At 72.3% G+C, this 24,819-nt stretch carries 23 protein-coding genes, 1 tRNA gene and 1 other RNA gene; 4 read left to right on the top strand and 21 right to left on the bottom strand.

From position 1 onward, the window contains the following. Positions 1-26: 26 nt before the first annotated feature. The 7 genes from F1C12_RS08680 to ffs form a co-directional block, all read right to left on the bottom strand. Positions 27-1,313 carry an acyl-CoA thioesterase/BAAT N-terminal domain-containing protein gene (locus F1C12_RS08680; RefSeq protein WP_258046186.1) on the bottom strand — a complete coding sequence of 429 codons (1,287 nt, stop codon included), beginning with the start codon at positions 1,311-1,313 and terminating at the stop codon, positions 27-29. Beyond that, positions 1,310-2,644, bottom strand: coding sequence for an acyl-CoA thioesterase/bile acid-CoA:amino acid N-acyltransferase family protein (locus F1C12_RS08685; RefSeq protein ID WP_185278361.1), 1,335 nt, complete (start codon positions 2,642-2,644; stop codon positions 1,310-1,312). Before F1C12_RS08685 ends, F1C12_RS08680 begins: the two co-directional genes overlap by 4 nt. Further along, positions 2,641-4,017: an acyl-CoA thioesterase/BAAT N-terminal domain-containing protein gene (locus F1C12_RS08690; protein ID WP_185278362.1), complete on the bottom strand. Its 1,377-nt coding sequence runs from the start codon at positions 4,015-4,017 to the stop codon at positions 2,641-2,643. The genes F1C12_RS08685 and F1C12_RS08690 overlap by 4 nt, the downstream gene beginning before the upstream one ends. A gap of 17 nt (positions 4,018-4,034) precedes the next feature. Beyond that, the gene (locus tag F1C12_RS08695) at positions 4,035-5,228 is read right to left on the bottom strand and encodes an acetate/propionate family kinase (protein ID WP_185278363.1); all 1,194 of its coding nucleotides are present in this window, start codon (positions 5,226-5,228) and stop codon (positions 4,035-4,037) included. Beyond that, positions 5,225-7,363, bottom strand: a complete 2,139-nt coding sequence (gene pta / locus F1C12_RS08700; protein WP_185278364.1) for a phosphate acetyltransferase — start codon at positions 7,361-7,363, stop codon at positions 5,225-5,227. The genes F1C12_RS08695 and pta overlap by 4 nt, the downstream gene beginning before the upstream one ends. 2 nt (positions 7,364-7,365) lie before the next feature. Continuing rightward, positions 7,366-8,772 (bottom strand): DUF1254 domain-containing protein, encoded by a 1,407-nt coding sequence (locus F1C12_RS08705; RefSeq protein ID WP_185278365.1) that lies wholly within the window; start codon positions 8,770-8,772, stop codon positions 7,366-7,368. 118 nt (positions 8,773-8,890) lie between these two features. Further along, positions 8,891-8,987: signal recognition particle sRNA small type (ffs, locus tag F1C12_RS08710), an RNA gene on the bottom strand. A gap of 100 nt (positions 8,988-9,087) precedes the next feature. Here ffs and F1C12_RS08715 point away from each other — a divergent pair. Continuing rightward, positions 9,088-9,175, top strand: a tRNA-Ser gene (locus F1C12_RS08715). Between the two features lie 162 nt (positions 9,176-9,337). On the opposite strand, the gene F1C12_RS08720 is transcribed toward F1C12_RS08715, so the two are convergent. Beyond that, positions 9,338-10,270, bottom strand: a complete 933-nt coding sequence (locus tag F1C12_RS08720) for a cupin domain-containing protein (protein ID WP_185278366.1) — start codon at positions 10,268-10,270, stop codon at positions 9,338-9,340. A gap of 73 nt (positions 10,271-10,343) precedes the next feature. Here F1C12_RS08720 and F1C12_RS08725 point away from each other — a divergent pair, with 73 nt between their 5' ends. Both F1C12_RS08725 and F1C12_RS08730 read left to right on the top strand, forming a co-directional pair. Beyond that, on the top strand, positions 10,344-11,729 hold the full coding sequence (locus F1C12_RS08725) for a dihydrolipoyl dehydrogenase family protein (protein WP_185278367.1): 1,386 nt from the start codon (positions 10,344-10,346) through the stop codon (positions 11,727-11,729). Between the two features lie 184 nt (positions 11,730-11,913). Then, positions 11,914-12,249, top strand: coding sequence for a hypothetical protein (locus F1C12_RS08730; protein WP_185278368.1), 336 nt, complete (start codon positions 11,914-11,916; stop codon positions 12,247-12,249). 16 nt (positions 12,250-12,265) lie between these two features. Here F1C12_RS08730 and F1C12_RS22690 read toward each other — a convergent pair whose 3' ends face one another. Next, a complete protein-coding gene (locus F1C12_RS22690; RefSeq protein WP_258046187.1) occupies positions 12,266-12,442 on the bottom strand; it encodes a hypothetical protein in 177 nt (58 codons plus the stop codon). On the opposite strand from F1C12_RS22690, the gene F1C12_RS22695 reads away from it, so the two are divergent. Then, a complete protein-coding gene (locus F1C12_RS22695) occupies positions 12,441-12,686 on the top strand; it encodes a hypothetical protein (RefSeq protein WP_258046188.1) in 246 nt (81 codons plus the stop codon). The two genes, F1C12_RS22690 and F1C12_RS22695, sit on opposite strands and share 2 nt — an antisense overlap. A 101-nt stretch (positions 12,687-12,787) precedes the next feature. Here F1C12_RS22695 and cysK read toward each other — a convergent pair whose 3' ends face one another. The 12 genes from cysK to F1C12_RS08795 are packed head-to-tail and all read right to left on the bottom strand — an operon-like array spanning position 12,788 to position 24,638. Beyond that, positions 12,788-13,726, bottom strand: coding sequence for a cysteine synthase A (cysK, locus tag F1C12_RS08740; protein ID WP_185278370.1), 939 nt, complete (start codon positions 13,724-13,726; stop codon positions 12,788-12,790). A 38-nt stretch (positions 13,727-13,764) separates the two neighbouring features. Beyond that, positions 13,765-14,709, bottom strand: a complete 945-nt coding sequence (locus tag F1C12_RS08745) for an NAD(P)/FAD-dependent oxidoreductase (RefSeq protein WP_185278371.1) — start codon at positions 14,707-14,709, stop codon at positions 13,765-13,767. Beyond that, on the bottom strand, positions 14,702-15,046 hold the full coding sequence (gene fdxA, locus F1C12_RS08750; protein WP_185278372.1) for a ferredoxin: 345 nt from the start codon (positions 15,044-15,046) through the stop codon (positions 14,702-14,704). The genes F1C12_RS08745 and fdxA overlap by 8 nt, the downstream gene beginning before the upstream one ends. Next, complete coding sequence (locus tag F1C12_RS08755; RefSeq protein ID WP_185278373.1) at positions 15,043-16,431, bottom strand: FAD-dependent oxidoreductase; 1,389 nt, start codon at positions 16,429-16,431, stop codon at positions 15,043-15,045. The genes fdxA and F1C12_RS08755 overlap by 4 nt, the downstream gene beginning before the upstream one ends. Positions 16,432-16,445: 14 nt before the next feature. Continuing rightward, positions 16,446-17,201 carry a uroporphyrinogen-III C-methyltransferase gene (cobA, locus tag F1C12_RS08760; protein ID WP_185278374.1) on the bottom strand — a complete coding sequence of 252 codons (756 nt, stop codon included), beginning with the start codon at positions 17,199-17,201 and terminating at the stop codon, positions 16,446-16,448. Next, positions 17,198-18,103, bottom strand: a complete 906-nt coding sequence (locus F1C12_RS08765) for an ABC transporter permease (RefSeq protein ID WP_185278375.1) — start codon at positions 18,101-18,103, stop codon at positions 17,198-17,200. The genes cobA and F1C12_RS08765 overlap by 4 nt, the downstream gene beginning before the upstream one ends. After that, a complete protein-coding gene (locus F1C12_RS08770; protein ID WP_185278376.1) occupies positions 18,093-18,845 on the bottom strand; it encodes an ABC transporter ATP-binding protein in 753 nt (250 codons plus the stop codon). The genes F1C12_RS08765 and F1C12_RS08770 overlap by 11 nt, the downstream gene beginning before the upstream one ends. Before the next feature lie 4 nt (positions 18,846-18,849). Continuing rightward, positions 18,850-19,899 carry an ABC transporter substrate-binding protein gene (locus tag F1C12_RS08775; protein WP_185278377.1) on the bottom strand — a complete coding sequence of 350 codons (1,050 nt, stop codon included), beginning with the start codon at positions 19,897-19,899 and terminating at the stop codon, positions 18,850-18,852. An 11-nt stretch (positions 19,900-19,910) separates the two neighbouring features. Next, a complete protein-coding gene (locus F1C12_RS08780) occupies positions 19,911-21,269 on the bottom strand; it encodes a sulfate adenylyltransferase subunit 1 (RefSeq protein ID WP_185278378.1) in 1,359 nt (452 codons plus the stop codon). Further along, positions 21,269-22,207, bottom strand: a complete 939-nt coding sequence (gene cysD, locus F1C12_RS08785; RefSeq protein WP_185278379.1) for a sulfate adenylyltransferase subunit CysD — start codon at positions 22,205-22,207, stop codon at positions 21,269-21,271. Before cysD ends, F1C12_RS08780 begins: the two co-directional genes overlap by 1 nt. Next, a complete protein-coding gene (locus F1C12_RS08790; RefSeq protein WP_185278380.1) occupies positions 22,189-22,962 on the bottom strand; it encodes a phosphoadenylyl-sulfate reductase in 774 nt (257 codons plus the stop codon). Before F1C12_RS08790 ends, cysD begins: the two co-directional genes overlap by 19 nt. Then, positions 22,926-24,638 carry a nitrite/sulfite reductase gene (locus tag F1C12_RS08795; protein WP_374939562.1) on the bottom strand — a complete coding sequence of 571 codons (1,713 nt, stop codon included), beginning with the start codon at positions 24,636-24,638 and terminating at the stop codon, positions 22,926-22,928. The genes F1C12_RS08790 and F1C12_RS08795 overlap by 37 nt, the downstream gene beginning before the upstream one ends. Positions 24,639-24,819 lie beyond the last annotated feature (181 nt).

Here is a 24,819-nt window from a genome sequence, read left to right on the forward strand (position 1 = left end):
CGGGAGGGCCCGCGCACCGCCCGGGATCAGTGCCCCGGCACCGACGACGGCGCCGTCAGCGCGGCCATGATGTCCGCCCAGAGGGCCTCCCTCGCGCGCTCCGTGGGCTGCGCCGCAGGAGCGTCCGGCAGCAGCAGCGGCGTGTACGGCGGCAGGTAGAACAGGTGCGTCGCGCCGGCCGCCTTCAAGTAGGCGTCGCCCTCCCGCAGCGGCCGCTTGCGCGCGGCCGCGTCGAGCCACGCGCAGCCGTTGGCGATCTCCTCGTCGCGTCCCGCGCAGCCGAGCACGACCGGGCCGGGGATGCGCTGGATGTCGAGCACCGCAGCGGGCGCTGGGTCGTGCGTGCCCGTCGTGCACGGCACCCACGCTCCGCCGACCGTCACGGCCGGGCTCGGCACCGGCGACGGGCAGATCAGCCCGGTCGTGCCGCCCGGCGCGATGGCCCCGTAGACGGTGCCGGGGTACGCGGAGGCCGCCCACAGCGCGAGCTGCGCGCCGCGCGAGGTCCCGAACGCGAAGATGCGCTGGTCGTCGACGCCCGGCTGCGCCCGGAGCCAGCTCACCGCCGACAGGAAGCGCTCGGCCGGGAGGCTGCGCAGCGGGTCGAGCTGCCCCGCGGAGCCGTAGGTGGAGAGGTCGAGCGTCGGGAACCCGAAGGCCGCCAGCGTCGCCGAGATGAGCACGCCGGTCGGCTCTCCCGGATCGGTGCCGTCGAACACGATGATCCCCGGGCGCACGCCCTCCGCCGAGCTGCTCGGCTGGAAGTAGTCGCCGGTGATCCCGTCGTCGAAGACCGCGCGCGACGGCGCCGCCACGGTCAGCCCGGTGCGCTGCACCCGTGTCTCGGCGACCCGCCGGCCGCCGACCGTCGCCTGGAGGTCGACCGAGAAGGACGAACCGCCCCAGGTCACGTCGGAGGTCGCCGCCTCCCCCGTGCTGCTGCGCATCGTCCAGAACAGCCCCATCCCGTCCGCACCGGTGAAGGGAGCCTCAAGGGGGACGTCCCGCGCGAGGTCGACCACCCCGTCGGCGGGGACGGCATAGACCGCCTGCGACGACCACAGCCCGCCGGGGACCAGTGACGCGCGGATCGTCACCTCCTGGCCGGGAGGCAGCGCGAGGACCTGGATGCCGACCGGCTGCCACACCGGGCTCGGGTTAACGCTCAGCGCGAAGCGCGGCCCCGTCGTCCCCGGCTGCGCGCCGCAACCGACGAGGGCGACCGCCGCGAGTACCACGCCGGCCAGCGCCGCGAGCACGCGGCGCGCGGCGGAGCGGGGCCTTCCGGCACGGCGGGGTCTTCCGGGGTTCACGGTCCGATGGCTCCTTCCAGCAGCGCGGTCACCCGCGACCAGAATGCCACCCTGGCGTCCTCCGTTGCCTGCGCCGTGGCCGGCGGGAGTCCGCCGAGCCCGATCGGCAGCATCGGCGGCGCGGTCAGCTCGTGCGCCGCGCCCTGGGCGATCAGCGTCTCCCCCGCCGCCCGCGGACCACGTTCGTCGGCTCCGGCGCGGGTCCAGTCGCACGCACTCGGAAGCTGCTCGTCGGCCGTGCCGCAGGCGAGCAGCAGCGGCCCGGGGATGCGGTTCAGCGGCAGGATGGGCGTGTCGGCGATCCGGCTGTTCGGGCTTGCGCACGGCACAGGGCGGCCCTGGTCGAGCAGCGTGGGCGCGCCGGACGACGACGCGCACAGCTCGGCGGTCGGCCCGCTCGCGGCGATCGCGCCGTAGACGCTCTGCGGCTCGCTCGCCGCGAACCAGAGCGCGAGCGGGGCGGCGCGGCCGGTGCCGTAGACGACGAGGTGGTCCGGATCCACGCCCGGATTCCGCGCCAGCCACGCGCGGGCCTCGTCGAAGGCCTCCACCGAGAGGGCGGCCGAGCCGGGGATCTGGCCCTCCGGCCCGAAGGCGGGCAGGACGAGCACGGGGAAGCCGATCGCGGCGATGCGGCGCGCGGCGAAGGCGCCGGACGCCGCGTCGTCGTCGCCGTCGATGAGGACGACGCCCGGACGCGGGTGCACGAGCGTCGGCAACGGCGTGTACAGGGTGCCGGAGGGCAGCGCCTGACGCTCGTCGGCGGAGAGGGCGGCGCCCGCGGAGTCCGCCGCCCTGGCGAGATCGTCGGCCGACACCTCGCGCGCGACGCTCTGGGCCGCCAGCGGCGAGCGCGGCACCTCGGCGACCGCGACCCTTGCGCCCTGCTGCTCGGCGGTCAGCTCGATCCGGACGGCGCCCTCCGCCCAGGCGCGTTCGAGCTGGGACTGGCTGAGCGACGGCCCGGTCATGCTCCAGAACGGCGCGGCGGCGTCCGGGCGGACGTAGGGGGCGGTGATCGGCTGCTGGGAGGACAGCTCGACGCGGCCGGTGGGCGGCACCGCGTAGAGGGCGCGAGAGGTCCAGGTGCCTTCCGTCGTGGTCGCGGTCGCGCGGAGGACGACGTCCTCCCCCGGCTTCAGTCCGGTGAGCGAGACGACGACCGGGTCGGCGGTGGCGTTGCCGAAACGGGCGACGACGATGTGGGAGCCGCCGGCCGGGGCGACACAGCCGGTGAGCGCGGCGATCGCGAGGAGGGCGACGGCGGCGACGACGGCGCGCAGGCCCCGTGCCCGGCCTCCACGCGCCCCTCCCCCGCGCTGCGCGCTCACGACAGCACCGCCTGCAGCAGCAGCTGCCCGACCGCGTTCCAGAACTGGATCCGCGCCTGCTCCGTCGCCTGGCCGTCGGCGCCCGAGCCGTCGCCCGGCGCCGGCAGGGCGATCGGGAGGCCGGGCGGCACGGTCACCGCGTGTGCCGCGTGGGAGCCCACCAGCAGCTTGTCGCCCGCGCGCGGCGTCCGGGTGCCGGTGAGCTCCAGCTGCACGTCGCACGCGCCGGGGAACACGCGGTCCTCCTCCCCGCAGGTCAGCACCACCGGCCCGTTCACGCCGACCAGCGGCGGCGCGGCCGTCGTCCCGACGCCCGGGCTGCGCTCGCAGGGCACGCCGACGCTGCCCTCGAACACCGGCGACGCGCTCGAGCCGGCGAGGCAGAGGAGCTCGGCCGGTCCGGCGCCCGCGAACAGCCCGTGCAGGCGGGTCGGGAACCGGTTCGCCGCCCAGATCGCGAGTTGCTCAGAGGCTCCCGTGCCGTAGACGAAGATGTGGCGCGCGTCGACGGCCGCGAGCCGGTCCATCCAGTCCAGGATCGCGGAGATCGTCCCGGCGTCGGTCACCGTGGACACGTGCACGCCGTCCGCCGAGGTCATCGGCACGACGAACACCGAGGCGCCGAACTGCGAGAGCAACGCGGCAGTGAAGTCCGCCGACGCTCCCGGCGACGGGTCGTCGAACATCAGCACAGCCGGGCCGGTCGGCCGCTCGATCGAGGACGCGTCGTAGAACCGGCCGACCGGCTGGTCCTCGTGGGTCTCGTGCGGCGGGAGGGCGGCGCCGTCACCGGCCGGGACGAGGTCGTGCGTGTACACGGTGCGGCCGCGCAGGGTGCCGCCGAGCCCCTCCAGCCGGAAGGTGCGCCGGGCGACGACCCGGTCGCCGTCGCTCGCGGTCAGCGTCACCGGGTTGGTGTCGTGCATCCACTGCTGAGCGAGGTCGACCGGCCCGAGCGACGGGCCGCGCAGCGACCAGAACAGCCCGGCGGAGTCGGGCTCGGCGAAGGGTGCGAACAGCGGCTTGTCGCGTGCCAGGTCGACGGTCCCGTCCGCGCCGACGTCGTAACTGGCCGCCGATGTCCAGGTGCCGCGGGACGCGTCGAGGGAGGCCGTGATGCGCACCCGGCTGCCCGGCTGGGCGTCGATCAGCTCCAGCGGGACGGGCCACAGCACCGAGCTGTAGCGGATCAGCGGCGGCGTGATGAACCGGGGGCCGACCTGGTCGCCATCAGTGGCGCAGCCGGTCAGGGCGACGCCGACGGCCAGCGCGGCGGCGAGGGAGGCGGCGAGCGCCGGCCGCAGCGACGGCCGCAGTGCGGCCTCCCGGGTGGTCCCGCCGTCCCGCCCGGCTTCCGCGCCGCGCCGCCGCATCGTGCACCCGCCCCCGCTCAGCCCGCGCCCACCGCCTGCAGCGACTGGCGGGCGATCTCCAGCTCCTCGTCGGTCGGGACGACCAGCACCGCGACCGGGGAGTCGTCGGCCGAGATGACGCGCGCATCGTGAGAGGACCCGGTGTTGCGATCCGGGTCGAGCCGGATGCCGAGCACGTCCAGGCCCGCACACACCTCGGCGCGCAGCCGGGCGTCGTTCTCGCCGATTCCCGCAGTGAAGATCAGCACGTCGAGGCCGCCGAGCTCCGCCGTGTACGCGCCGATGTAGTGCTTGAGCCGGTGCACCGTGGTGTCGAGCGCGAGCCGGGCGGCGGCGTCCCCCGACTCCGCCGCATGCCGGACGTCGCGCATGTCGCCGTGGCCGGACAGTCCGAGCAGGCCGCTGCGCCGGTTCAGGAGCTCGTCGAGGTCGTCGATGCCGAGGCCGGCACGGCGGGCCAGATGCAGCAGCACCGCCGGGTCGAGGTCGCCGGAACGGGTCCCCATGACCAGGCCCTCCAGCGGCGTCATCCCCATCGAGGTGTCGACCGAGCGGCCGGCGTCGACCGCGCAGACCGACGCGCCGTTGCCGAGGTGGAGGACGATCTGCTTGAGCTCGCCGACCGGCCGGCCGAGGAAGTCCGCCGCCGCGCCGGACACGTACTTGTGCGAAGTGCCGTGGAAGCCGTAGCGGCGCACGCGGTGCTTCTCGGCGAGCGCCGCGTCGATCGCGTAGGTGTAGGCCTCCGGCGCCAGCGTCTGGTGGAAGGCCGTGTCGAAGACGGCGACGTGCTGCACGTCCGGGAAGGCCTTCTTCGCCGCGCGGATGCCCTGCAGGTTCGCCGGGTTGTGCAGCGGGGCGAGGTCGGAGAGGTCCTCGATGTTGATCTCCACCAGGTCGGTGACGATCGTCGGCTCGAAGAAGCGCTTGCCGCCGTGCACCACGCGGTGCCCGACCGCGGCGAGCGGGTTGTCGTCCAGGCTCGGGCCCTCGGCCTCGAACGCGTCGAGCATCACCCGGAAGGCCGCGGTGTGGTCCGGGATCGCGAGCGTGGTCTCCCACCTGCCGCCCGGGCCCGTGTGCCGGATGTGGCCGGAGGACTCCCCGATCCGCTCGACGAGCCCCGAGGCCAGCGCCTCCTCGCTCCCGGCGTCGATGAGCTGGTACTTCAGCGACGACGAGCCGCTGTTGACCACCAGCACGGCGCTCATGACAGCGCCGCCTGGATCGCGGTGATCGCTACGGTGTCCACGATGTCGTCCACCGTCGCACCGCGGGACAGATCGTTGATCGGCTTGCGGAGCCCCTGGAGGACCGGGCCGATCGCAACCGCTCCCGCGCTGCGCTGCACCGCCTTGTACGTGTTGTTGCCGGTGTTGAGGTCCGGGAAGATGAACACCGTCGCACGGCCCGCGACCTGCGAGCCGGGCATCTTCGCGGCAGCGACCGCCGCATCCGCGGCGGCGTCGTACTGGATCGGGCCCGCGACGGCGAGCTGCGGAGCCCGCTCCCGGACCAGCTCGGTCGCGGTGCGGACCTTGTCCACGTCGGCGCCCGCTCCGGAGTCGCCGGTCGAGTACGACAGCATCGCCACGCGCGGGTCGATGCCGAACTGCTCCGCGGTGCGCGCCGACGAGATCGCGATGTCGGCCAGCTGCTCGGCGGTCGGGTCGGGGACGACGGCGCAGTCTCCGTAGACGAGCACCCGGTCGGCCAGCGCCATCAGGAAGACGCTTGAGACCACGGACACGCCCGGGGTGGTCTTGATGATCTCGAACGCCGGCCGGATGGTGTGCGCCGTCGTGTGCGCGGCGCCCGACACCATCCCGTCGGCGAGGCCGAGGTGCACCATCATCGTCCCGAAGTAGGAGGAGTCGGTGACGGTGTCCGCGGCCTGGTCGACCGTGATGCCCTTGTGGGCGCGGAGCTTCGCGTACTCGTTCGCGAAGCGCAGCCGCAGCACGTCGTCGAACGGGCTCAGCACCTCCGCCCTGCCGATGTCCACGCCCAGCTCGATCGCGCGCGAGCGCACCTCGAACGGCTCGCCGAGGATGGTCAGGCGCGCGACGCCGCGGGCCAGCAGGGTGGCGGCGGCGCGCAGGATCCGGTCGTCCTCCCCCTCCGGCAGCACGATGTGCTTGTCGGCCGCGCGGGCGCGCTCGATGAGGTCGTACTCGAACATCAGCGGCGTGACCACCGCGTGCCGGGACACGTCGAGGAGGCCGAGCAGCCGCTCCGCGTCCACGTGCCGCTCGAACAGGGCGAGCGCGGTGTCGTACTTGCGCTGCGAGTCGGCGGCGAGCCGGCCGCGCGCGTGCGTGATCCGCACGACGGTGTCGTAGGTGTCGAGACCGGTGCGCACGATCGGCAGCGGAGAGCGGAGGCCGGCGAGCAGCCGCTGGATCGGCTCCGGGAGGTCGAAGCCGCCGTTCAAGACGATGCCCGCGATGGACGGGAAGGTGCCGGACGCGTTCGCCATCAGCACGGCGAGCAGCACCTCGGTGCGGTCGCCAGGGACCACGACGACCGAGCCCTCCACGAGCCGCGGCAGCACGTTGTTCATCGACATGCCGCCGACGACCACGCCGAGCGCTTCGCGCGCCAGCAGGGCCTCGTCGCCGGCGATCAGCTCGCCGCCGGTGACCTCCATGATCGAGCGGATGCTGGGCGCGACCAGGAAGAGGTCCTCCGGGATCGCCCACACCGGTGGGAGGTCGGGGCCGGAGGCGACAGCGGGGCCCGCGGCTTTCACTGCGCTGCTGACGGCCGCCACGATCGCGTCCAGCCGGTCGCCGTCCGCGCGGTTGGCGATGACCGCCATGACGCCGGCGTGCTCCTGGCGCAGCTCGGCGAGCGCCAGCTCCGCGAGCTGGCGGAGCTCTTCGGGCGAGCGCGGCTCGGCCTGGCCCAGCCGCTCGCCGAAGCCCTGCCCGATGCGGCCGCCCAGCACGAGGAGGACGGGTGCACCCAGGTTCGCAGCGATGCGGGCGTTGTAGCCGAGCTCGGTCGGGCTGCCCACGTCGGTGTAGTCGGAGCCGAGGATGACGACCGCGTCGCTGCGCGCCTCCACCGCCCGGAACCGCCGGACGATCTCGCCGAGCGCGGCGTCGGCGTCGGTGTGCACGTCGTCGTAGGTGACGCCGATCGCCTCCTCGTAGGAGAGGTCGGCGGTGACACGGTCGAGCAGCAGCTCCAGCACGTAGTCCCGTTCGACGGCGGAGCGGGCGATCGGCCGGAACACGGCGACGCGTTCGACGGAGTGCCGCAGCGACTCCAGAACGCCGAGCGCCACCGTCGACTTGCCGGTGTGTCCTTCCGCGGAGGTGATGTAGAGCGAACGGGCCACTTTCAGCGGGTCTCCTCGTCTGTGTTGCGGTCTGTGCTTGTCGTGTCGTCTGTGCTTGTCATGTTGTCTGTGCGCTCGATCGGCGCGAGCCGGTAGCCGCCGTCGAGGACGGCGGCACCCGGCGCGTACATCCGCAGCAGCGGACGGAACTCCCCCTCCGGCGCCGGCAGCCAGTTGGCGGCGGCCGTCGCGTCGGCCGGCCGTGCCGCGCTGATCGTGATGGTCAGTCCGCCGTCGTCGTCGTAGACGATCCCCGGCGTGCGGTCGCCGATCGAGTAGCGTCCGATCGGGTTCTCGACCAGGTAGTAGTGCGGGAGGTCGTACATGGTCAGCGACCAGAACGCGCCGACCGGCGGGGTCGGGCTCAGCCGCAGCCGGTAGACGTGCGCGCCGCTGAGCTGCTCGCCCGCGGCGTCCACGTAGGTCGGGAAGTATGCGGCCTCGTACGCGTGGTTGCCCCACAGTCCGCCGAGCGCGGCGGCGGCGCGGCGGGCGTAACGCGTGGTCGGGTCGGTGAGCCGCCACTCCCGGCCGTCGAGGGCGCCGACCTCGAAGAAGTCGGTGTTGTAGTCGAAGACGTGGAGGTTCACCTGCCAGCCGTCCGTCGTCGGCACCATCGAGTGCAGGGAGGACTCGAGCGCCTGTTTGCCGACGGCGTAGCCCTCCTCCAGCGCGTCGCGGACCTCCTGGGGCAGGTCGGCGATGGGCGTGGACCCGGTCAGGCCGATCGGCTCGTACGTCGCGAGCGCGTCGCGGTCGTGATCCGCGGGAGGGAACTCCTGCGACCACACCCGCATCCGCTCGAAGAAGGTGAGCGCGTCCGTCGGCCCGGCCTCCACCGCGGGGATGCCGGCCGGCGGTGCGAAGGTCTCCAGCGTCGGGGTGAGCGCGGTGGCGTCCTGGAGGGCGTGCACGGCGGGGAGGTCGTCCGCGCCGGCGACCGCCCAGCGGCCGACGATCGTGCCGACGCGGGTCGGGAAGCGGATCACGGTGGCGTTCTCGCCGGGCTCCTCGTCCCATCCCGGCGGGACGAGCAGGAACTCCCCCGCCACCGACCCGGTCGCGCGCGTGCCGACGTAGGCGAAGTTGTTCGTCCAGGCGTCGACGAACTGGAGCACGTAGTACCGGTCACCGACAGCGGGGACGGTGAGCAGGATGGGCCCGACGCTCAGGTCGAGCTGCGCGATCGAGTACAGGGTGTCGTTGTTGACCGAGACGAACGTGGTCTCCGGGCCGGCCAGCGTGCGCGCGTGCCCGAAGGCGTTGAACGGCGTCGGCGGAACCGCGCCGAGCCCGTCGTGGAGGAAGCGGCCGACCTGCTCCAGATCGAACACGAGCGGGAACCCGACGACGAACGCCTCGGAGGCGAGCTCGGCGATCCCGTGCTCGACGGATTCCTGCTCGGTCATACGCGCACCTCGACTCGTCGGAGTGTCATTCTACAAAGCGTAGAACAATCTGGAGGATGGTGGTCAGCTGCTGTGCTGCCCACACTCTACGCGGCGCATGCGACGGGAGCCTGAACACGAAAAAGACCCCCCACGCACCCGCCAGAGCCCGGTTACCCTTGCTGCGTTTCCGCCCTGGGGGAGTTGGCCTGGATGGCGCCACGTGGGGAGCCGCAGAACAGTCTAGCGGGTGCGCCTGGGAGGCCGTGCACATCGGGGCCTCCGGCGTCCGCTAAGATATTGTGAGCCGTCGCCCGCAGGGGTGGTGGCGACCCAGGAGAATTCGCCTAGTGGCCTATGGCGCACGCTTGGAAAGCGTGTTGGGTGCAAGCCCTCGGGGGTTCGAATCCCCCATTCTCCGCCACAGTTTGATCACCGGGGTGCGCGCTCAGCGTCACCGGGAGTTCGAATCCCGCATTCTCCGCCAGTTTTGAGTGAGGCGTCGCCGGGGTGCGCGCGCAGCGTCGTCCGGGAGTTCGAATCCCCCATTCTCCGCCAGTTTCCTTGAATCACATTTCCAACGACCTCACGACGAGTCCGTCGAGAGCTGTCGTTGCTGTCTCCGGAACCGGGCGGGCGTCTCACCGACCGCGGTGCGGAAGGCGCGGGAAAAGGCGGACTCGGACTGATAGCCGACCCGTGCCGCGATGGTGGAGATCGTCGAATCAGAGCTGACCAGCAGGTCCGCCGCCGTCATCAGCCTCGCCCGAGTCAGGAACACGCCGTAGGTCATCCCCGTCCCGGCGGAGAAGCGACGGATGAACGTCGCGCGCGACATCGCCAGCTGTCGGCTGAGCGCGATGATCGACCAGTCCTCGCCCGGTTCTGCCAGGATCCGCCGGATGACGCCGCCGAGCTGGTCGTCGGGGTTCGCCGTCCACAGTCGCGCGCGGCCGCCCGCCGTGCCCGACGTCCGCAACACCAGGGCGATCAGCACCGTGCAGAGGGCCGACATGATCGCTGCGGACCCCTCGGTGTCGTGCTCGGCCTCCGACCGCATCAGCTCCGCCAGCCGCGTGAGGGCGGCACGCCCATCCTCCGAGTCGAAAACGGAGGCGAGCGTCGGCGTGGGCAGGGAGCCGAACAGGATCGCGCCTGCGCCGGCCCCGACGTTGTAGTGGCCGCAGAACAGATCCATCACCGGGCTGCCGCCTTCGGCGCTCGAGGTGAAAGCGAGCGAGGTGCCCCGACGCTCGACCGTGCCGTGGACCGCCCCGGTCCCCGCGGTCAGGATCCGGTGCACGCCTCCCGACGGGATGACGGCGACGTCGCCCGCCTTCATCGGGTAGAGCTCTCCGCCGACCTCGAGGGTGCACTCCCCCTCCAGGAGCACATGGAACGGGATGTCCCTCGCCCCCTCGGGATCGACCTCCATCCGGGTCGACCCGGCCAGCCGGCAGCGCTTGTCGAGGGTCGCCTCGAGGCGCGCCATGCGCAGGAGTCGGCTGATCCCATCCATTCTGAGACTCTAGAGCATCTTTCTGAGCTTGTGGAACCAATTCGTATCTCGCTATCCAGGGACACTGAGATCTATGGACACCACAACAGCTCTCACAGCGGACGTTCTCGTCATCGGATTCGGCAAGGGCGGCAAGACCGCGGCGCACGCGCTCACCGACGCCGGCAAGCGCGTCATCCTCGTCGAAGAGTCGGAGGAGATGTACGGCGGCACCTGCCCCAACGTCGGCTGTGTGCCGACCAAGATGCTGGTGCACTACTCCAACTCCAAGCGGCTGGAGGACGAGGCGCAGGAGTTCTTCGCCAACTCGATCGAGGGCGTGCGCGCGCTCACCTCGGCCTTCCGCGCAGGCAACTTCGAGGCGCTCGACGGCAAGGACACCGCCACGGTCATCACCGGGCCCGCCCGCTTCGTCGACGCCCACACCGTGGCCGTCGGGCAGGGGCAGGACGAGATCACCGTCACTGCGCCGACCATCCTCATCAACACCGGCTCGGAGCCCATCGTCCCGGCGATCGAGGGCTTGGCCTCCAGCCCGCACGCCGTCAGTAGCACCGAGCTGACCAAGGCGGGCGCCCTCCCGAAGCACCTCGTCATCATCGGCGGTGGCTACCTGGGCCTCGAGTTCGCCTCCATCTACCGCCACTTCGGGTCGGAGGTCACCGTGCTGGAAGCGGCCGACCGCCTGCTGCCGAAGGAGGACGACGACGTCGCGGACGTCGCGACCGGCATCCTCGCCGGAGACGGCATCACCCTCGTCACCGGCGCCGTGGTCACCGGCGTGACCGACACGGCCGACGCGGCGACCATCCATTACACCAAGGACGGCGCCACACATGAGGTCGCAGCAGACGCCTTCCTGGCAGCCACCGGCCGCCGCCCCGCGACGGAGCGACTGAACCTCGCCGCCGCCGACGTCGCCACCACGAGCCGCGGCGCGATCGTCGTCGACGAGCACCTGCGCACCAGCCAGCCGCACATCTTCGCCCTCGGCGACGTCAACGGCGGGCCGCAGTTCACGTACGTGTCGCTCGACGACGCGCGCATCGTGATCGACCAGCTGCTCGGGGCGGGCGGCCGGTCGACCGCCGATCGTGTCGCCGTGCCGCGCACCCTGTTCATCACGCCTCCGCTGGCGACGGTGGGGCTGACCGAGCGGGAGGCGCGCGCCGACGGGCGGAACATCAGAGTGGCCCGCGAGCTGGTCGCCGACATCGTCGCGATGCCCCGCGCCTACACGGTGGAGGAGACCCGCGGCGTGATGAAGTTCATCCTCGACGCCGACACCGATCAGATCCTCGGCGCAGCCATCCTCAGCATCGACGCACAGGAGATCATCAACCTCGTCGCGCTGGCGATGCGGCAGAAGGTCACCGCGACGGAACTGAAGTCCGCGATCTACACCCACCCCAGCAGCACCGAGGCCCTCAACGAGGTCCTGGGGGTCATCGTCGCCTGAACACACACCGGTGGGCTGCGAACCGGATACGGGACGCAGCCCACCACGGCCCACATCGCATCGACCGCTGGGTGCGTCTTGTTTCGCCGCGTGACGGCCTCCCGTGACCGCGCCGCCGTACCCGCCTACACTCGCTGCAACGTCGCGCACCGCGCGCGACACCACCGACCGTGAGAAGGACATCGTGACCCGTCAGCCCAGCCCCACCGCGAAGGACGCCCTGCTCCGGGCCGCCTCCGGGCAGGGCGCGGACATGTTCGACGACGGGTACGCCCTGCACCCGATCGCACGCCAGGCCGCGATCGCCACCCCGTCGCACTGGGTGGACGTGTTCGTCGTCTCCGCCGGCGAGGACGGCTGGATCGAGCTCGCCGACCTCGACGGCGGCATCCTCCGGGGCTGGCACTACGACGACCTGCGCGAGGTGCTCGCACCGGGCGCGCCCGTCGCCGTCCACACGCTCTACGGCGTGCTCGCGGCCGGCGACGAGCTCCTCAATGTGCGCCTCGCCCTCGACTGAAGCCGCGTAGCCCGGGCTACGACGCCATCATCGGCTTCATGGATGCCATCATCGCGTCGCACGCGTCGGCGCAGTTCCTGCAGACCTGAGCGCACATCGTCGCAGACGCGCTGTCGCCCATCCCCCCGCAGTCGTCCGCGCAGGCCCGGCACATCGCCGACGTCGCCTGCAGCATCGCCATCATCGCGGCCATGTCCCCGCCGTTCGTCGGCATCGGGCGCAGCATCATGCGCATCATCGTGTTGCACATCTCGGCGCAGCTCATGCACATCGCCGATCCGGACATGCCGTCCATCGACATCGAGCCCGCGCACATCGTGCACGCCTGCTCGCACGCCGAGCACGCCTCGATACATCGCTGCATCATCGTCATGTCCATGCCGGCCATCGGCCCCTGGGCCGACTCGCTCATCATCGACATCATTCCGCTCATCTGATCCACAGCGCACCCACCTCCCGCCGGCACGGGAGGCAGGGCGCCCCAGATCGACCGTGCGCGACACCCGCAACGATAGGAGGGTGCGCGTGGGCCCACAAGCTAGTCGAGCAGGTCCTCCCACAGCGCCGTCGAGATGTAGCGCTCGCCGGTGTCCGCGACGATGGCGACGATGGTCTTGCCCGCGTTCTCCGGCCGCGCCGCGACCTGGAGCGCCGCCCAGACGATCGCGCCGGACGAGATCCCGGCGAGGATGCCCTCCTCGGCCGCGAGCCGCTTGGCGGTCTCGATCGAGTCGGGGAACGCCACGTCGATCACCTCGTCGTAGACGCTCGTGTCGAGCAGTTCCGGGACGAAGTTCGCGCCGAGGCCCTGGATCTTGTGCGGGCCGGGCTTGCCGCCGGACAGGATCGGGGAGTCGACGGGCTCCACCGCGATGACCTGCACCTCGGGCTTGCGCTCCTTGAGCAGCCGGCCGACGCCGGTGATCGTGCCGCCGGTGCCGATCCCGGCCACCAGGATGTCGATGCCGCCGTCGGTGTCGGCCCAGATCTCCTCCGCCGTCGTGGCGCGGTGGATGGCGGGGTTGGCCTCGTTGGCGAACTGCTGCGCCCAGATCGCGTTGTCCGTCTCGGCGACGATCCGCTGAGCGGCCTCCACCGCCCCGCGCATGCCCTCCGGGCCGGGCGTCAGGACGATCTCGGCGCCGAACGCGCGCAGCAGCACGCGCCGCTCCTTGCTCATCGTCTCCGGCATCGAGAGGATGACCTTGTACCCGCGGGCCGCGCCGACCATCGCGAGCGCGATGCCCGTGTTACCGCTGGTGCCTTCCACGATCGTCCCGCCCGGGCGCAGCGCGCCGGACTTCTCGGCGGCGTCGATGATCGCGACGCCGATCCGGTCCTTCACGCTCCCGGCCGGGTTGAAGAACTCCAGCTTGACCAGCACGGTGGCGTCGCCGTCGGCAGCAAGCCGGTTCAGCTTGACCAGGGGCGTCCGGCCGACGGCCGCGGTGATGTCCTCGTAGACGTTCGTGGGCATGGTCTCTCTTTCGTGGATGTGTCGGATGCGGGGTGTGGTCAGGGGCGGCCGGCGAGCGGCCGCGGCGCGAAGGCGGTGACGCCCTGGAGGTCGTCGACGATGGCGGCGGCGGTGCGCGCGCCGTTGCCGGCGGCGATGATCATCTGCTGCGGCCCGGGAGCCGCCACGTCGCCCGCTGCGTAGAGACCGGGGATGGAGGTCCTGCCGCCGTCGTCGGTGATCAGGAAGCCGTCGGCCGACTGCTGGGGGTGGATGTCGTCGATGAAGCTCGTCGCGACGGTCCACTGCGGCCGGACGAAGCCGCCCTCGATCGGGATGGATCTGCCGTCGTGCAGGAGCACGGAGCTGACGGCCCCGCGCTCACCCTCGAGGTCGGCGATCAGACCGCGCTCGACGCGGATGCCGAGCGCGCTCAGCGCGGTCTCCTCGTCGGCGGTGACCACTCCGGCGGCATTGGTGAAGACGGTGAGCTCGGTCGTCCAGCGCGCCAGGTGCACGGCGCGGCGGGCGAGGTCGGGCGTCTCGCCGATGAGCGCGAGCGGCTTGCCACGAAGATCCCAGGCGTCGCACGCGACGCAGCTGAAGACGCTCATCCCGTAGTACGAGCGGATGCTCGGCAGCGCGGGCAGCGTCTCGGTCAGGCCGGTGGTGAGCAGGACGGCGCCGGCGGAGACCGTGCACTGCTCCCCCGGCGCCCGGCCCGCGATCTCCACCAGGAATCCGTCCCCCTCCTTCCGCACGGAGGTCACCGCCCGCCGCTCCACGTGCTCGACGTTCTCGTAGACGGCCAGCTCGGCCTTGGCGAGCGAGCGCAACTCGGTGGGCCGGATGCCGTCCCTGGTCAGGAAGCCGTGCGAGCGGAGGGTGGCCGAGTTGCGCGGGCGGCTCGCGTCCACCAGGGCGACGTCGACCAGTGCGCGGGCGAGGTTCAGGGTGGCGGACAGCCCGGCCGGGCCGCCGCCGATGACGACGACATCAGGCATGCACGCCCACCTGCGACGACTCGGCCAGCGGCGGCAGCGCCGCGATCAGCGGGTGGTCGTACGGCTGCGGGCCGACCTTTGCGGCTCCGCCCGGGTTGCCGAGCTCGGTGAAGAACTCGACGTTGGCGGCGTGATAGTCGGCCCACTCCTCCGGGAGGTCGTCCTCGTAGTAGATCGCCTCGACCGGGCAGACCGGCTCGCACGCGCCGCAGTCGACGCACTCCTCCACATTGATGTAGAGCGAACGCTCCCCCTCGTAGATGCAGTCGACCGGGCACTCGTCGATACAGGCGCGGTCCTTCACGTCCACGCACGGCAGCGCGATCACATACGTCATCGGACGATCACCTCGCGGTTGGAGATCGCGACCTGCTCGTCACGCGGCACGACCTTCACCCGCTCGCGCTCCACGTCGCCGGCGAAGCCCTCCCCGAGGGCGCGCTCGTGGGCGTCGAGCGCCAGCCAGCCCTCCCAGGTGGTGTAGCGGACGCCGCGGGACTCGAGGAAGTCGAGCACCGCGTCCTCGCCAGGACGGACGGCGTCGGCGAGGAGGTCGTGATCCTCGAGCAGCTTCTCGATGGTCTCGCCGGCGTCGCCCTTGGTGTGACCGATGAGGCCGACCGGACCGCGCTTGATCCAGCCGGTCGCGTACAGCCCGAGCACGGGCTCGCCGCCGTCCAGGATGCGGCCGCCGTCGTTCGGGATGACGCCGGCGCTCTCGTCGAACGGCACGTCCCGCACGGGTGTGCCCCGGTAGCCGATCGCCCGGTAGACCGCCTGCACGTCGTAGTCGACGTGAACGCCGGTGCCGCGGATCCCACCCTCGCCGTCCGGCTCGGTGCGCTCGAAGCGGATGCCGGTGACGGCCTCCTCGCCGAGCAGCTCGACCGGCCGGTGCCAGAAGTGCAGGTGCAGGCGGCGGGGCGCGCCCGAGGGCTCGCGGTCGCGCCACGACTGCAGGATGCGCGCCATGACCTTGGCCTGGTTGCCGGCGGCTCGCCGTTCCCCGGTCGTCACGTCGTCGCCGGCGCGGTCGAAGTCCTCGTCGGAGAGGACGATGTCGACGCCGGGCACCTCGCCCAGCTCGCGCAGCTCGATCGGGGTGAACTTGATGTCCTCCGGGCCGCGGCGGCCGAACACGTGCACGTCCTCGACGGGCGAGGCGAGCAGCCCGTCGTGGACGTTCGCCGGGATGTCGGTGGCGAGCAGGTCGGCCGGGTGCTTGGCGAGCACGCGGGCGACGTCGAGCGCGACGTTGCCGTTGCCGAGCACGGCGAGCTGCGTCGCGTCGAGCGGCCAGTGCCGGGGCACGTCGGGGTGGCCGTCGTACCAGGAGACGAAGTCGGCGGCGCCGAAGCTGCCGGGGAGTTCGATGCCCGGCAGGTCGACGACCGCGTCGCGCTGGGCGCCGGTGGCGAAGATCACCGCGTGGTAGAGCGACTGCAGCTCGTCCACGGTGATGTCGGCGCCGACCTCCACGTTGCCGATCAGGCGCACCGAGCCGTCGGCGAGCATGTCGTGCAGGGAGGTCACGATGCCCTTGATCCGCGGGTGGTCGGGCGCGACGCCGTAGCGGATGAGCCCGTACGGCGCGGGCAGCGACTCGAACAGGTCGACGCGGACGTCGATGCCGGACTCGGCGGCGCGGGTGCGCAGGATGTTGCCGGCGTAGATTCCGGCGGGTCCGGCGCCGACGACGGCGACGCGGAACGGTCGGGACATGGGGTGTGCCTCTCTTAGACGGTGCGGTGCTGTGCTGCGGGGATGGGGAGGAGGTCCGGATCGGCCAGCCGGACGACGTCGCCGACGACGATCACGGCCGGCGAGCGCACGCCGCGCGCGGCCGCGTCGGCGGCGATGCTGCCGAGCGTTCCGATGGTGACGCGCTGGCCGTCGCCGTAGCCGTCCTCGACGATCGCGACCGGGCAGTCCGCGCCGCGGCGCCCGGCGGCGAGGGTCGCAGCCGTGGCCGCGAGGCCGGAGACGCCCATCAGCAGGACCACGGTGTGCTCGGCGCCGCCTGGCACCTCGTCGATGTCGGTGTGCGCCGACAGCACGGTGAACCCGGCGGCGACGCCGCGGTGGGTGACCGGGATGCCGGCGATGGATGGAACTGCGATGGCACTGGTGACGCCAGGGACGACCTCCACCGGGATGCCGGCGGCGCGGCAGAACTCGGCCTCCTCGCCGCCGCGGCCGAAGACGAACGGGTCGCCGCCCTTGAGGCGGACGACGCGCCTGCCCGCGCGCGCGTGCTCGACCAGGAGCTCGTTGATCCGCGACTGCGGGACGGGGTGGTGGTGCGGCTGTTTGCCCACGTCGATGACCTCGGTGTCGGGGCCGAGGTCGTCGAGCAGCGCGCGCGGGCCGAGCCGGTCGGCGATGACGACGTCCGCGGCGGTCAGCAGCTGCCGGCCGCGCACGGTGATCAGGTCGGGGTGGCCGGGGCCGCCGCCGACCAGGGCGACGGAGCCGCGGGCTTGCGTGTTCATCGGGTCCCTCCGGTCAGGCCGCGGCGGCGCAGCAGCGTCCGCTCGATCGGTGCGAAGACAGCCAGCTCGATCACGATCCCGACGACGAGGATGGTCAGGATCGTCGCCAGCACGCTCGGCAGGTCGGCGAGCTCCCGGCTCTGCTCGAGCATGGTCCCGAGCCCGAAGCCGAGCGAACCCGCGATGATCTCGGCCGCCATGAGCGAGCGCCAGGCGAACGCCCAGCCCTGCCGGAGGCCCGCGACGTATCCGGGCAGTGCGGCGGGGAAGAGGATCCGGGTCTGCTGCTGGCGCCGGTTCGCGCCGAGGACGACGCCGACGCGGCGCAGCTGCGGCGGCACCTGGTCGATGCCGGCGAGGAGACCGTTCACGATCGACGGGACGGCGCCGAGCAGCACGACGAAGTACACGGCCGCGTCGGTCAGCCCGAACCAGAGGATCGCGGCGGGCACCCAGGCCACCGACGGCAGCACCTGGAGCCCGGAGAGGATCGGGCCGACGGCGCGGCGCAGCCAGCGCACCTCGGCCAGCAACAGGCCGAGCGGGGTGGCGATCAGGATCGCGAGCAGGAAGCCGAAGCCGCCGCGGCCGAGGCTCGTGCCGATTGCCGTGGCCAGATGGCCGGAGGCCGCGGCGCTGCCGAGAGCGGAGAGGACGTCGCCAGGGCCCGGAGAGAGGTCGGGGCGCGGGTGCGCGATGACGGTGTAGAGCTGCCACGCGATGAGTGCGGCGAGCACGAACACGGTGGTCGGGACGACGGCTCGCGCGATCCGGCGGGCGCGGCCCGGCGTGGCGTCGCGGGTGGTCTGGAGGGAGTCGAGCCCGGCCTCCAGAACGTGCAGCTCGGCGGTCTCGGACCCCGGTCGCTCGATGGTCGGGGTTGCGGTCGTCTCAGGCGGCATTGCGGATCAGCTCCTCTCGCAGCCGACGGGTGACCTCGTCGTCCAGGCGGGCGGTCTCCAGCGGGTCGGCGCCGTCGCGGACAGCGGCCGGGACCTCCCACTCGGCTGCGACCCGGCCGGGCCGCGAGCTGAGCAGCACGATGCGCTGCCCGAGGCGCAGGGCCTCCCGGACGTTGTGGGTGACGAAGACGATGGTGCGGCCGGTCTGCCGCCAGATCCGCTCCAGCTCGACGTGGAGCAGGTCGCGGGTGATCGCGTCGACCGCGGCGAACGGCTCGTCCATCAGCAGCACATGCCGGTCCTGTGCGAGCGCCCGGGCGAGGGCGACGCGCTGCCGCATCCCGCCGGAGAGTTCGTGCGGGCGGCGGTCGGCGGCGTGCGACAGCGAGACCAGAGCGAGCAGCTCGTCGACCCGCGCGCGGCGGCGGTCGCGGGGCATACCGGTGAGGTCGAGGGCCAGCTCGACGTTGCGGCGTGCGGACAGCCAGGGCAGGAGTGCCGCATCCTGGAACATCATGGCGACGGGACCGCTCGGAACGACGAGGTCGCCGGTGGTCGGCTGTTCGAGTCCCGCGATGAGGTTCAGGATGGTCGACTTGCCGCAGCCGGACGCGCCGAGCAGGCAGACGAACTCGCCGTCGCCGACGCTCAGGTCCACCCCGTCGAGCACGACGGGCGCGTGCGCGCCGAAGCGCTTGCCCACTCCCGTCAGGACGACGGCTGCGCGGTCGATGTCGCTCATGGTCCTACCCCAGGCCGCCTGCCGAGGCCGCCGGCTGGCCGGCGGCGCTGCGGACCGTGTTCAGGGCGGTCAGGTCGAAGAGGCCTTTCAGCGAGCCCTTCGTCGCCAGTCCGACCGCGTTCGCGTGCGCGACCAGGGTCGGGAACGCGCCGGCGTCCGGGTCGGTGTCGAAGGCGACGTGGTCGAGCGCCCGGACGAGCACACCGGTCGGCAGCTCCTTGCCGGTGTCCGTCTTGAGCTGCGCGTTGATGTCGTTGCCGACCGTGGCGGGGTCCTTCAGCGCGGCGACCGCGTCGGCGTTGCCCTTCACGAGCGCCTTCACCGTCTGGGGGTGCGCCTTCAGGAACGCCGTGGAGACCGCGAGCACGGTCGTCGGGAAGGTGCCGCCGGGCCACAGCGACGTCTCGTCGACCAGGACGGACGCGTTCCCGTCGAGCACGAACCGCGACACCCACGGCTCCGGCACCCACGCGCCGTCGATCTTCCCGGCCTGGAAGAGGGTGAGCGCCTGCGCGTTGTCGGTCGGCGAGACGGTGACATCGCCGCCTCCCGTCAGCGAGGTGCGCAGGCCCTGCTTGGTCAGCCAGTAGCGCAGGGCGACGTCCTGGGTGTTGCCGAGTTGCGGGGTCGCGATGGTCTTCCCCCGGAGCTGGCCGGGCGAGGTGATGGTGCTCTTCACGACGAGCGCTGCGCCTCCGGTCGCGACGCCGGAGACGATCCTGAGCGACTGGCCCGCGCTCTTCAGGTAGGAGTTGATCGCCGGGCTCGGGCCGATGTAGGCGGCGTCGATCGCGCCTGCGCTGAGCGCCTCGATCTCCGCAGGACCGGCGTTGAACTGCGTGGTCTGCAGCTTCGTCTTGCCGAGCGCGTCCTGCAGCAGACCGTCGTGGATGCCGACCAGCGCGGGCGCGTGGGTGACGTTGTCGAAGTAGCCCACGCGGATGGTCGTTGCCGGGGCGGCGTCGGCGCTGGCGGCGGAGGCCGCGCACCCGGTGAGGGCGGCGGTGGCCGCTGCGAGCGCGAGGACGGCGGCTGTGCGGAGCGAGGTGCGCATGCGGGGTCCTTTCAGGAGACGATGCCGGCGGCGAGGGTCGCGCCGGACTGCGGGTCGATGAGCAGGAAGGCGCCGGTCTCGCGGTTGGCCGCGTACGGCTCCACCGGGAGCGCCTCGGCGAGCTGGAGGGCGACGTGGCCGATGTCGTTGACCTCCAGGGCTTCGGCCGCCACGACCCGCAGCGACGTCAGGTCGCGGCGGCCCTCGATCGCGGTGAGTCGCGCCTGGACGGTCGCGGTCCCCCACTTCAGCAGCAGCCGGGCGCCGGCGACTCCGCGAGAGGGGTCCAGCCAGAACACTTCGGCGGTGATCGCCGAGCGCGGCTCCGGCAAGGTGCCGGCCGCGCCGAGCAGGGCGCCGCGGGCGAGATCGAGATCGTCGGCCAGGCTGACCGCGACCGACTGCGGGGCGACGGCGGAGTCCACGTTGCGGCCGGCGACGTCGATCCGGGTCACGACCGAGGTCGCGCCTCCGGGGTGGACGCTGACCCGGTCGCCCACGTGCACGGCGCCGGAGGCGATGCGGCCGGCCGCCGAGCGGTAGTCGCGGTACTCGGTCGCGTCCAGGCCGGGCGCGAGGGCGCCCTGCGGCCGGAGCACGAGCTGGACGGGCAGCCGGAGCGGGTCGGTCGCAGCCTCCAGCCGGTCGGCGCTGGGCAGCGCCTCCAGGAGTTCGAGCAGCGCCGGGCCGTCGTACCAGGGCGTTCGCGCGGACCGCTCGGCGACGTTGTCGCCGTCGACCGCGCACACGGGGATGACGTGGAGGTCGGCGATGCCGAGCTCCGTCGTCACCGCGACCAGTTCCTCCGTCACCTGCCGCACCCGGTCAGCGTTGAAGCTGATCAGGTCGATCTTGTTGATCGCGACGATCACGTGCGGCACGCGCAGCAGGCTGATGACCGCGAGGTGGCGGCGGGACTGCTCCAGCACGCCGTTGCGGGCGTCGACCAGCAGCACGACCGCGTCGGCGGTGGTCGCGCCGGTGACCATGTTGCGCGTGTACTGCACGTGGCCAGGGCAGTCGGCGAGGATGAACGACCGGGCGTCGGTGGCGAAGTAGCGGTACGCCACGTCGATCGTGATGCCCTGCTCGCGCTCGGCGCGCAATCCGTCGGTCAGCAGGGCGAGGTCGAGTCCGCCGGCCTCGCCGCCGAAGCCGCGCTCCCGGGAGGTGCGCTCGACCGCCGCGAGGTGGTCGGACAGGATCGCCTTGGAGTCGTGCAGCAGCCGGCCGACGAGAGTCGACTTGCCGTCGTCCACCGAGCCGGCGGTGGCGAAGCGGAAGAGCGTGCCGCGGGTCGCGGCACCGGTCGCCGCCGTCGGTGTCGCTGGGTGGGCGCCCGTGCGGGTGTCGTCGTCGAGAAGAGTCATCAGAAGTATCCCTGCCGTTTCCGGTCTTCCATCGCGGCCTCGGAGATGCGGTCGTCGGCGCGGGTGGCGCCGCGCTCGCTGAGAGTGGAGGCCGCGACCTCCCGCACCACCGCGGCCACGTCGCGCGCGTCGGACTCGACGGCGCCCGTGCAGCTCATGTCGCCGACGGTGCGGTAGCGCACCAGCCGCCGCTCGACGGTCTCGCCGCGGTCGGACGGGGAGACCGGGCCGATCGCGCGCCACATCCCGTCGCGGGCGAACACCTCGCGCTCGTGCGCGTAGTAGAGCGGTGGCAGCTCGATGCCCTCGCGCTCGATGTAGCGCCAGACGTCGAGCTCGGTCCAGTTGCTGATCGGGAACGCCCGCACGTGCTGGCCGGGCGTGTGCCGGCCGTTGTACAGGCTCCACAGCTCCGGCCGCTGGTTGCGCGGATCCCACTGGCCGAAGCCGTCGCGCAGCGACAGGATGCGCTCCTTGGCCCGCGCCTTGTCCTCGTCGCGGCGGGCTCCGCCGAACACGGCGTCGTGGCGCCCGGCCTCGATCGCGTCGAGCAGCGGGACGGTCTGCAGCGGGTTGCGGGTGCCGTCGGCGCGCTCGGTGAGCCGGCCGTCGTCGATGTAGTCCTGCACGCGGGCGACCGCCAGCGGGATGCCGAACCGCTCGGCGGTCGCGTCGCGGAAGTCGAGGACCTCCGGGAAGTTGTGCCCGGTGTCCACGTGCAGCAGCGAGAACGGCACGCGCGCCGGCCAGAACGCCTTCGCGGCCAGGTGCAGCACCACCACGGAGTCCTTGCCTCCGGAGAACAGCAGCACCGGCCGCTCGAACTCCGCGACGACCTCGCGGATGATGTGGATGGACTCCGCCTCCAGCTGGTCGATGAGGTCGAGGGAGGCCGCCGGCGTCGCGCTCAGGACGGCGCTCACTGGTGCAGCCCGCATTCGGTCTTGGCCAACCCGGCCCAGCGGCCCGAGCGCGGGTCCTCCCCCTCGGCCACCGGCTTGGTGCACGGTTCGCAGCCGATCGAGGGGTACCCGTTGGACAGGAGCAGGTTCAGCGGCACCGCGTTCGCGGTCGCGTAGTCCAGGAGCTCGTCGAACGTCCACGCGGCGAGCGGGTTGACCTTCACCAGGCCGTTCTTCTCGTCCCACGAGACGAACGGCGTGGCGGTGCGGGTCGGCGCCTCCTCGCGGCGGACGCCTGTGAACCAGAGCTCGTAGCCGGTGAGCGCGCGCTGCAGCGGCTCGACCTTGCGACGGGCGCAGCACAGGTTGGGGTCGCGGGCGAACAGCTCGGCGCCGAACTCGGCGTCCTGCTCGGCGACGGTCTGCTTCGGCTTCAGGTCGACCACGCGCACGTCCAGCGCGCGGGCGACTTCGTCGCGGGTGCCGTAGGTCTCCACGAAGTGGTAGCCGGTGTCGAGGAACAGCACGTCCACGCCCGGAAGCGCGGAGGCGACCACATGCGGGAGGACGGCGTCGGCCATCGAGCAGGCGACGGCCGTGCGCTCGACGGCGAAGTTGTCGGCCACCCAGCGGACGATCTGCTCGGCCGTCGCGTCCTCCAGCTCGCGGGCACCGCGCTCGGCGAGAGTGCGCAATTCGTCCACCTGACGGAGTCCGGCGGGCCGGACGGGCAGGCTGCCCAGATTGGTCGCGGTCACTGCAGCGCCTCCTCGTCGGCTCGGTGCGCCCATTCGGCGAACGTCTCGGTGTCGCCGCGGTCGGCGAGGAAGCGCCTCACGACGCGCTCCACGTAGTCGGCGATCCCGTCGGCCGTCACCTTCAGGCCGCGGACCGTGCGGCCGAGGCCGGCCTCGTCGCGATCGCGGGAGGCGAGCCCGCCGCCCAGGTGCACCTGGAATCCGGGGACCTGGCCGCCGTTCCCGTCCGGGAGCAGCTGGCCCTTCAGTCCGATGTCGGCGGTCTGGATGCGAGCGCAGGAGTTCGGGCAGCCGTTGACGTGCAGGCTGAGCGGCGTCGGCAGGTCGAGGCCCGCGAGCCGGTCCTCCAGCTGCTGGACGGCGACGGTCGCGGTGACCTTCGTCTCCACGATCGCGAGCTTGCAGAACTCGATGCCGGTGCAGGCGATGGTGCCGCGGCGGAACACGCTCGGCTTGGCGCTCAGCCCGATGTCGTCGAGTTCGGCGACCACTTGCTCGACGGCGTCCTCGGGGATGTCGAGGGCCAGGATCTTCTGGTGCGGGGTGGTCCGCAGCCGGGTCGAGCCGTGCCGCTCCAGGAGGTCGGCGAGCTGCCCGAGGGTCGTGCCGGAGACCCGGCCGACGAACGGCGTGACACCGATGAAGTAGCGGCCGTCCCTCTGCCGGTGGACGCCGACGTGGTCGCCCGCGGTCGTCGGCGCCGCCGGGGCCGGGCCGTCCGCGAGGGGCGACTCCAGGTACTCGGTCTCCAGCACCTCGCGGAACTTCTCCACTCCCCAGTCGGCGAGCAGGAATTTCAGCCGGGCCTTGTTGCGCAGCCGGCGGTAGCCGTAGTCGCGGAAGATCTGCACGACCCCGTGCCAGACCTCCGGAACCCGCTCGGCCGGGACGAACGCGCCCAGCCGCTCGGCCAGCCGCGGCGTCGTGGAGAGGCCGCCGCCGACCCACAGGTCGAAGCCGACGCCCAGCTCGGGATGCTCGACCACGACGAACGAGACGTCGTTGATCTCGTGGACCACGTCCTGGCTGGGGTGGCCGCTGATCGCGGTCTTGAACTTGCGCGGCAGGTTGGCCAGCTCCGGGTCACCGAGGAACCGGTCGGCGATCTCCTGGATGAGCGGCGTCGGGTCGATCAGCTCGTCCGCTGCGATACCCGCCACCGGCGAGCCGAGGAAGACCCGCGGCACGTCGCCGCACGCCTCCGTGGTGCTGAGGCCCACGGACTCCAGCCGCCGCCAGATCTCCGGCACGTCCTCCACCCGGATCCAGTGCAGCTGGATGTTCTGCCGGTCGGTCAGGTCCGCGGAGTCGCGCGCGAACTCGGTCGAGATCCCCGCGATGGTCCGCAGCTGCCCGGTCGTGAGCTGGCCGCCGTCGATCCGGACTCGCAGCATGAAGTACTCGTCCTCGAGCTCATGCGGCTCCAGGGTCGCGGTCTTGCCGCCGTCGATGCCGGGCTTGCGCTGCGTGTAGAGCCCCCACCAGCGGAAGCGGCCGTGCAGGTCGGTCGGGTCGATGGAGGCGAAGCCGCCGTCGGCGTAGACGCGCTCGATGCGCTCGCGGACGGCCAGACCGCCGTCCTCCTGCTTCCAGGCCTCGTTGCCGTTCAGCGGCGCTTTCCCGTCGACCGCCCACTGGCCGTTCGGCCGGGCGTCCGACCGGCGCGGCCGAGCGGCCGTCCGTGCGGTGTGCTGTTCCGAGATCGTCACGGGAATTCCCTCCTCCGCTGCGGGGCGGATCGAGTAGGGAACCTAGGCCGGACTCACGACGCGACGGAAGGGCGGAGGTAATAAATGGACGCAATCCAGAAATCGTGTATGGGTGCTCAGGCATCCTGGACGAGCCTGGCCGAGGCGCGTCCGCCCCGCCATCCCCGACCACCGGAGCCGC

Source organism: Leifsonia shinshuensis, assembly GCF_014217625.1.
Lineage (GTDB): Bacteria > Actinomycetota > Actinomycetes > Actinomycetales > Microbacteriaceae > Leifsonia > Leifsonia shinshuensis_A.

Bases quoted from the DNA above. Each gene is read 5' to 3' on its own strand.
- F1C12_RS08690 (WP_185278362.1), bottom strand. From the start codon at position 4,017: ATGCGGCGGCGCGGCGCGGAAGCCGGGCGGGACGGCGGGACCACCCGG.
- F1C12_RS08695 (WP_185278363.1), bottom strand. From the start codon at position 5,228: ATGAGCGCCGTGCTGGTGGTCAACAGCGGCTCGTCGTCGCTGAAGTAC.
- F1C12_RS08705 (WP_185278365.1), bottom strand. From the start codon at position 8,772: ATGACCGAGCAGGAATCCGTCGAGCACGGGATCGCCGAGCTCGCCTCC.
- F1C12_RS08720 (WP_185278366.1), bottom strand. From the start codon at position 10,270: ATGGATGGGATCAGCCGACTCCTGCGCATGGCGCGCCTCGAGGCGACC.
- F1C12_RS08725 (WP_185278367.1), top strand. From the start codon at position 10,344: ATGGACACCACAACAGCTCTCACAGCGGACGTTCTCGTCATCGGATTC.
- F1C12_RS22695 (WP_258046188.1), top strand. From the start codon at position 12,441: ATGTCCCCGCCGTTCGTCGGCATCGGGCGCAGCATCATGCGCATCATC.
- F1C12_RS22690 (WP_258046187.1), bottom strand. From the start codon at position 12,442: ATGGCCGCGATGATGGCGATGCTGCAGGCGACGTCGGCGATGTGCCGG.
- cysK (WP_185278370.1), bottom strand. From the start codon at position 13,726: ATGCCCACGAACGTCTACGAGGACATCACCGCGGCCGTCGGCCGGACG.
- F1C12_RS08745 (WP_185278371.1), bottom strand. From the start codon at position 14,709: ATGCCTGATGTCGTCGTCATCGGCGGCGGCCCGGCCGGGCTGTCCGCC.
- fdxA (WP_185278372.1), bottom strand. From the start codon at position 15,046: ATGACGTATGTGATCGCGCTGCCGTGCGTGGACGTGAAGGACCGCGCC.
- F1C12_RS08755 (WP_185278373.1), bottom strand. From the start codon at position 16,431: ATGTCCCGACCGTTCCGCGTCGCCGTCGTCGGCGCCGGACCCGCCGGA.
- cobA (WP_185278374.1), bottom strand. From the start codon at position 17,201: ATGAACACGCAAGCCCGCGGCTCCGTCGCCCTGGTCGGCGGCGGCCCC.
- F1C12_RS08765 (WP_185278375.1), bottom strand. From the start codon at position 18,103: ATGCCGCCTGAGACGACCGCAACCCCGACCATCGAGCGACCGGGGTCC.
- F1C12_RS08770 (WP_185278376.1), bottom strand. From the start codon at position 18,845: ATGAGCGACATCGACCGCGCAGCCGTCGTCCTGACGGGAGTGGGCAAG.
- F1C12_RS08775 (WP_185278377.1), bottom strand. From the start codon at position 19,899: ATGCGCACCTCGCTCCGCACAGCCGCCGTCCTCGCGCTCGCAGCGGCC.
- F1C12_RS08780 (WP_185278378.1), bottom strand. From the start codon at position 21,269: ATGACTCTTCTCGACGACGACACCCGCACGGGCGCCCACCCAGCGACA.
- cysD (WP_185278379.1), bottom strand. From the start codon at position 22,207: ATGCGGGCTGCACCAGTGAGCGCCGTCCTGAGCGCGACGCCGGCGGCC.
- F1C12_RS08790 (WP_185278380.1), bottom strand. From the start codon at position 22,962: ATGGGCGCACCGAGCCGACGAGGAGGCGCTGCAGTGACCGCGACCAAT.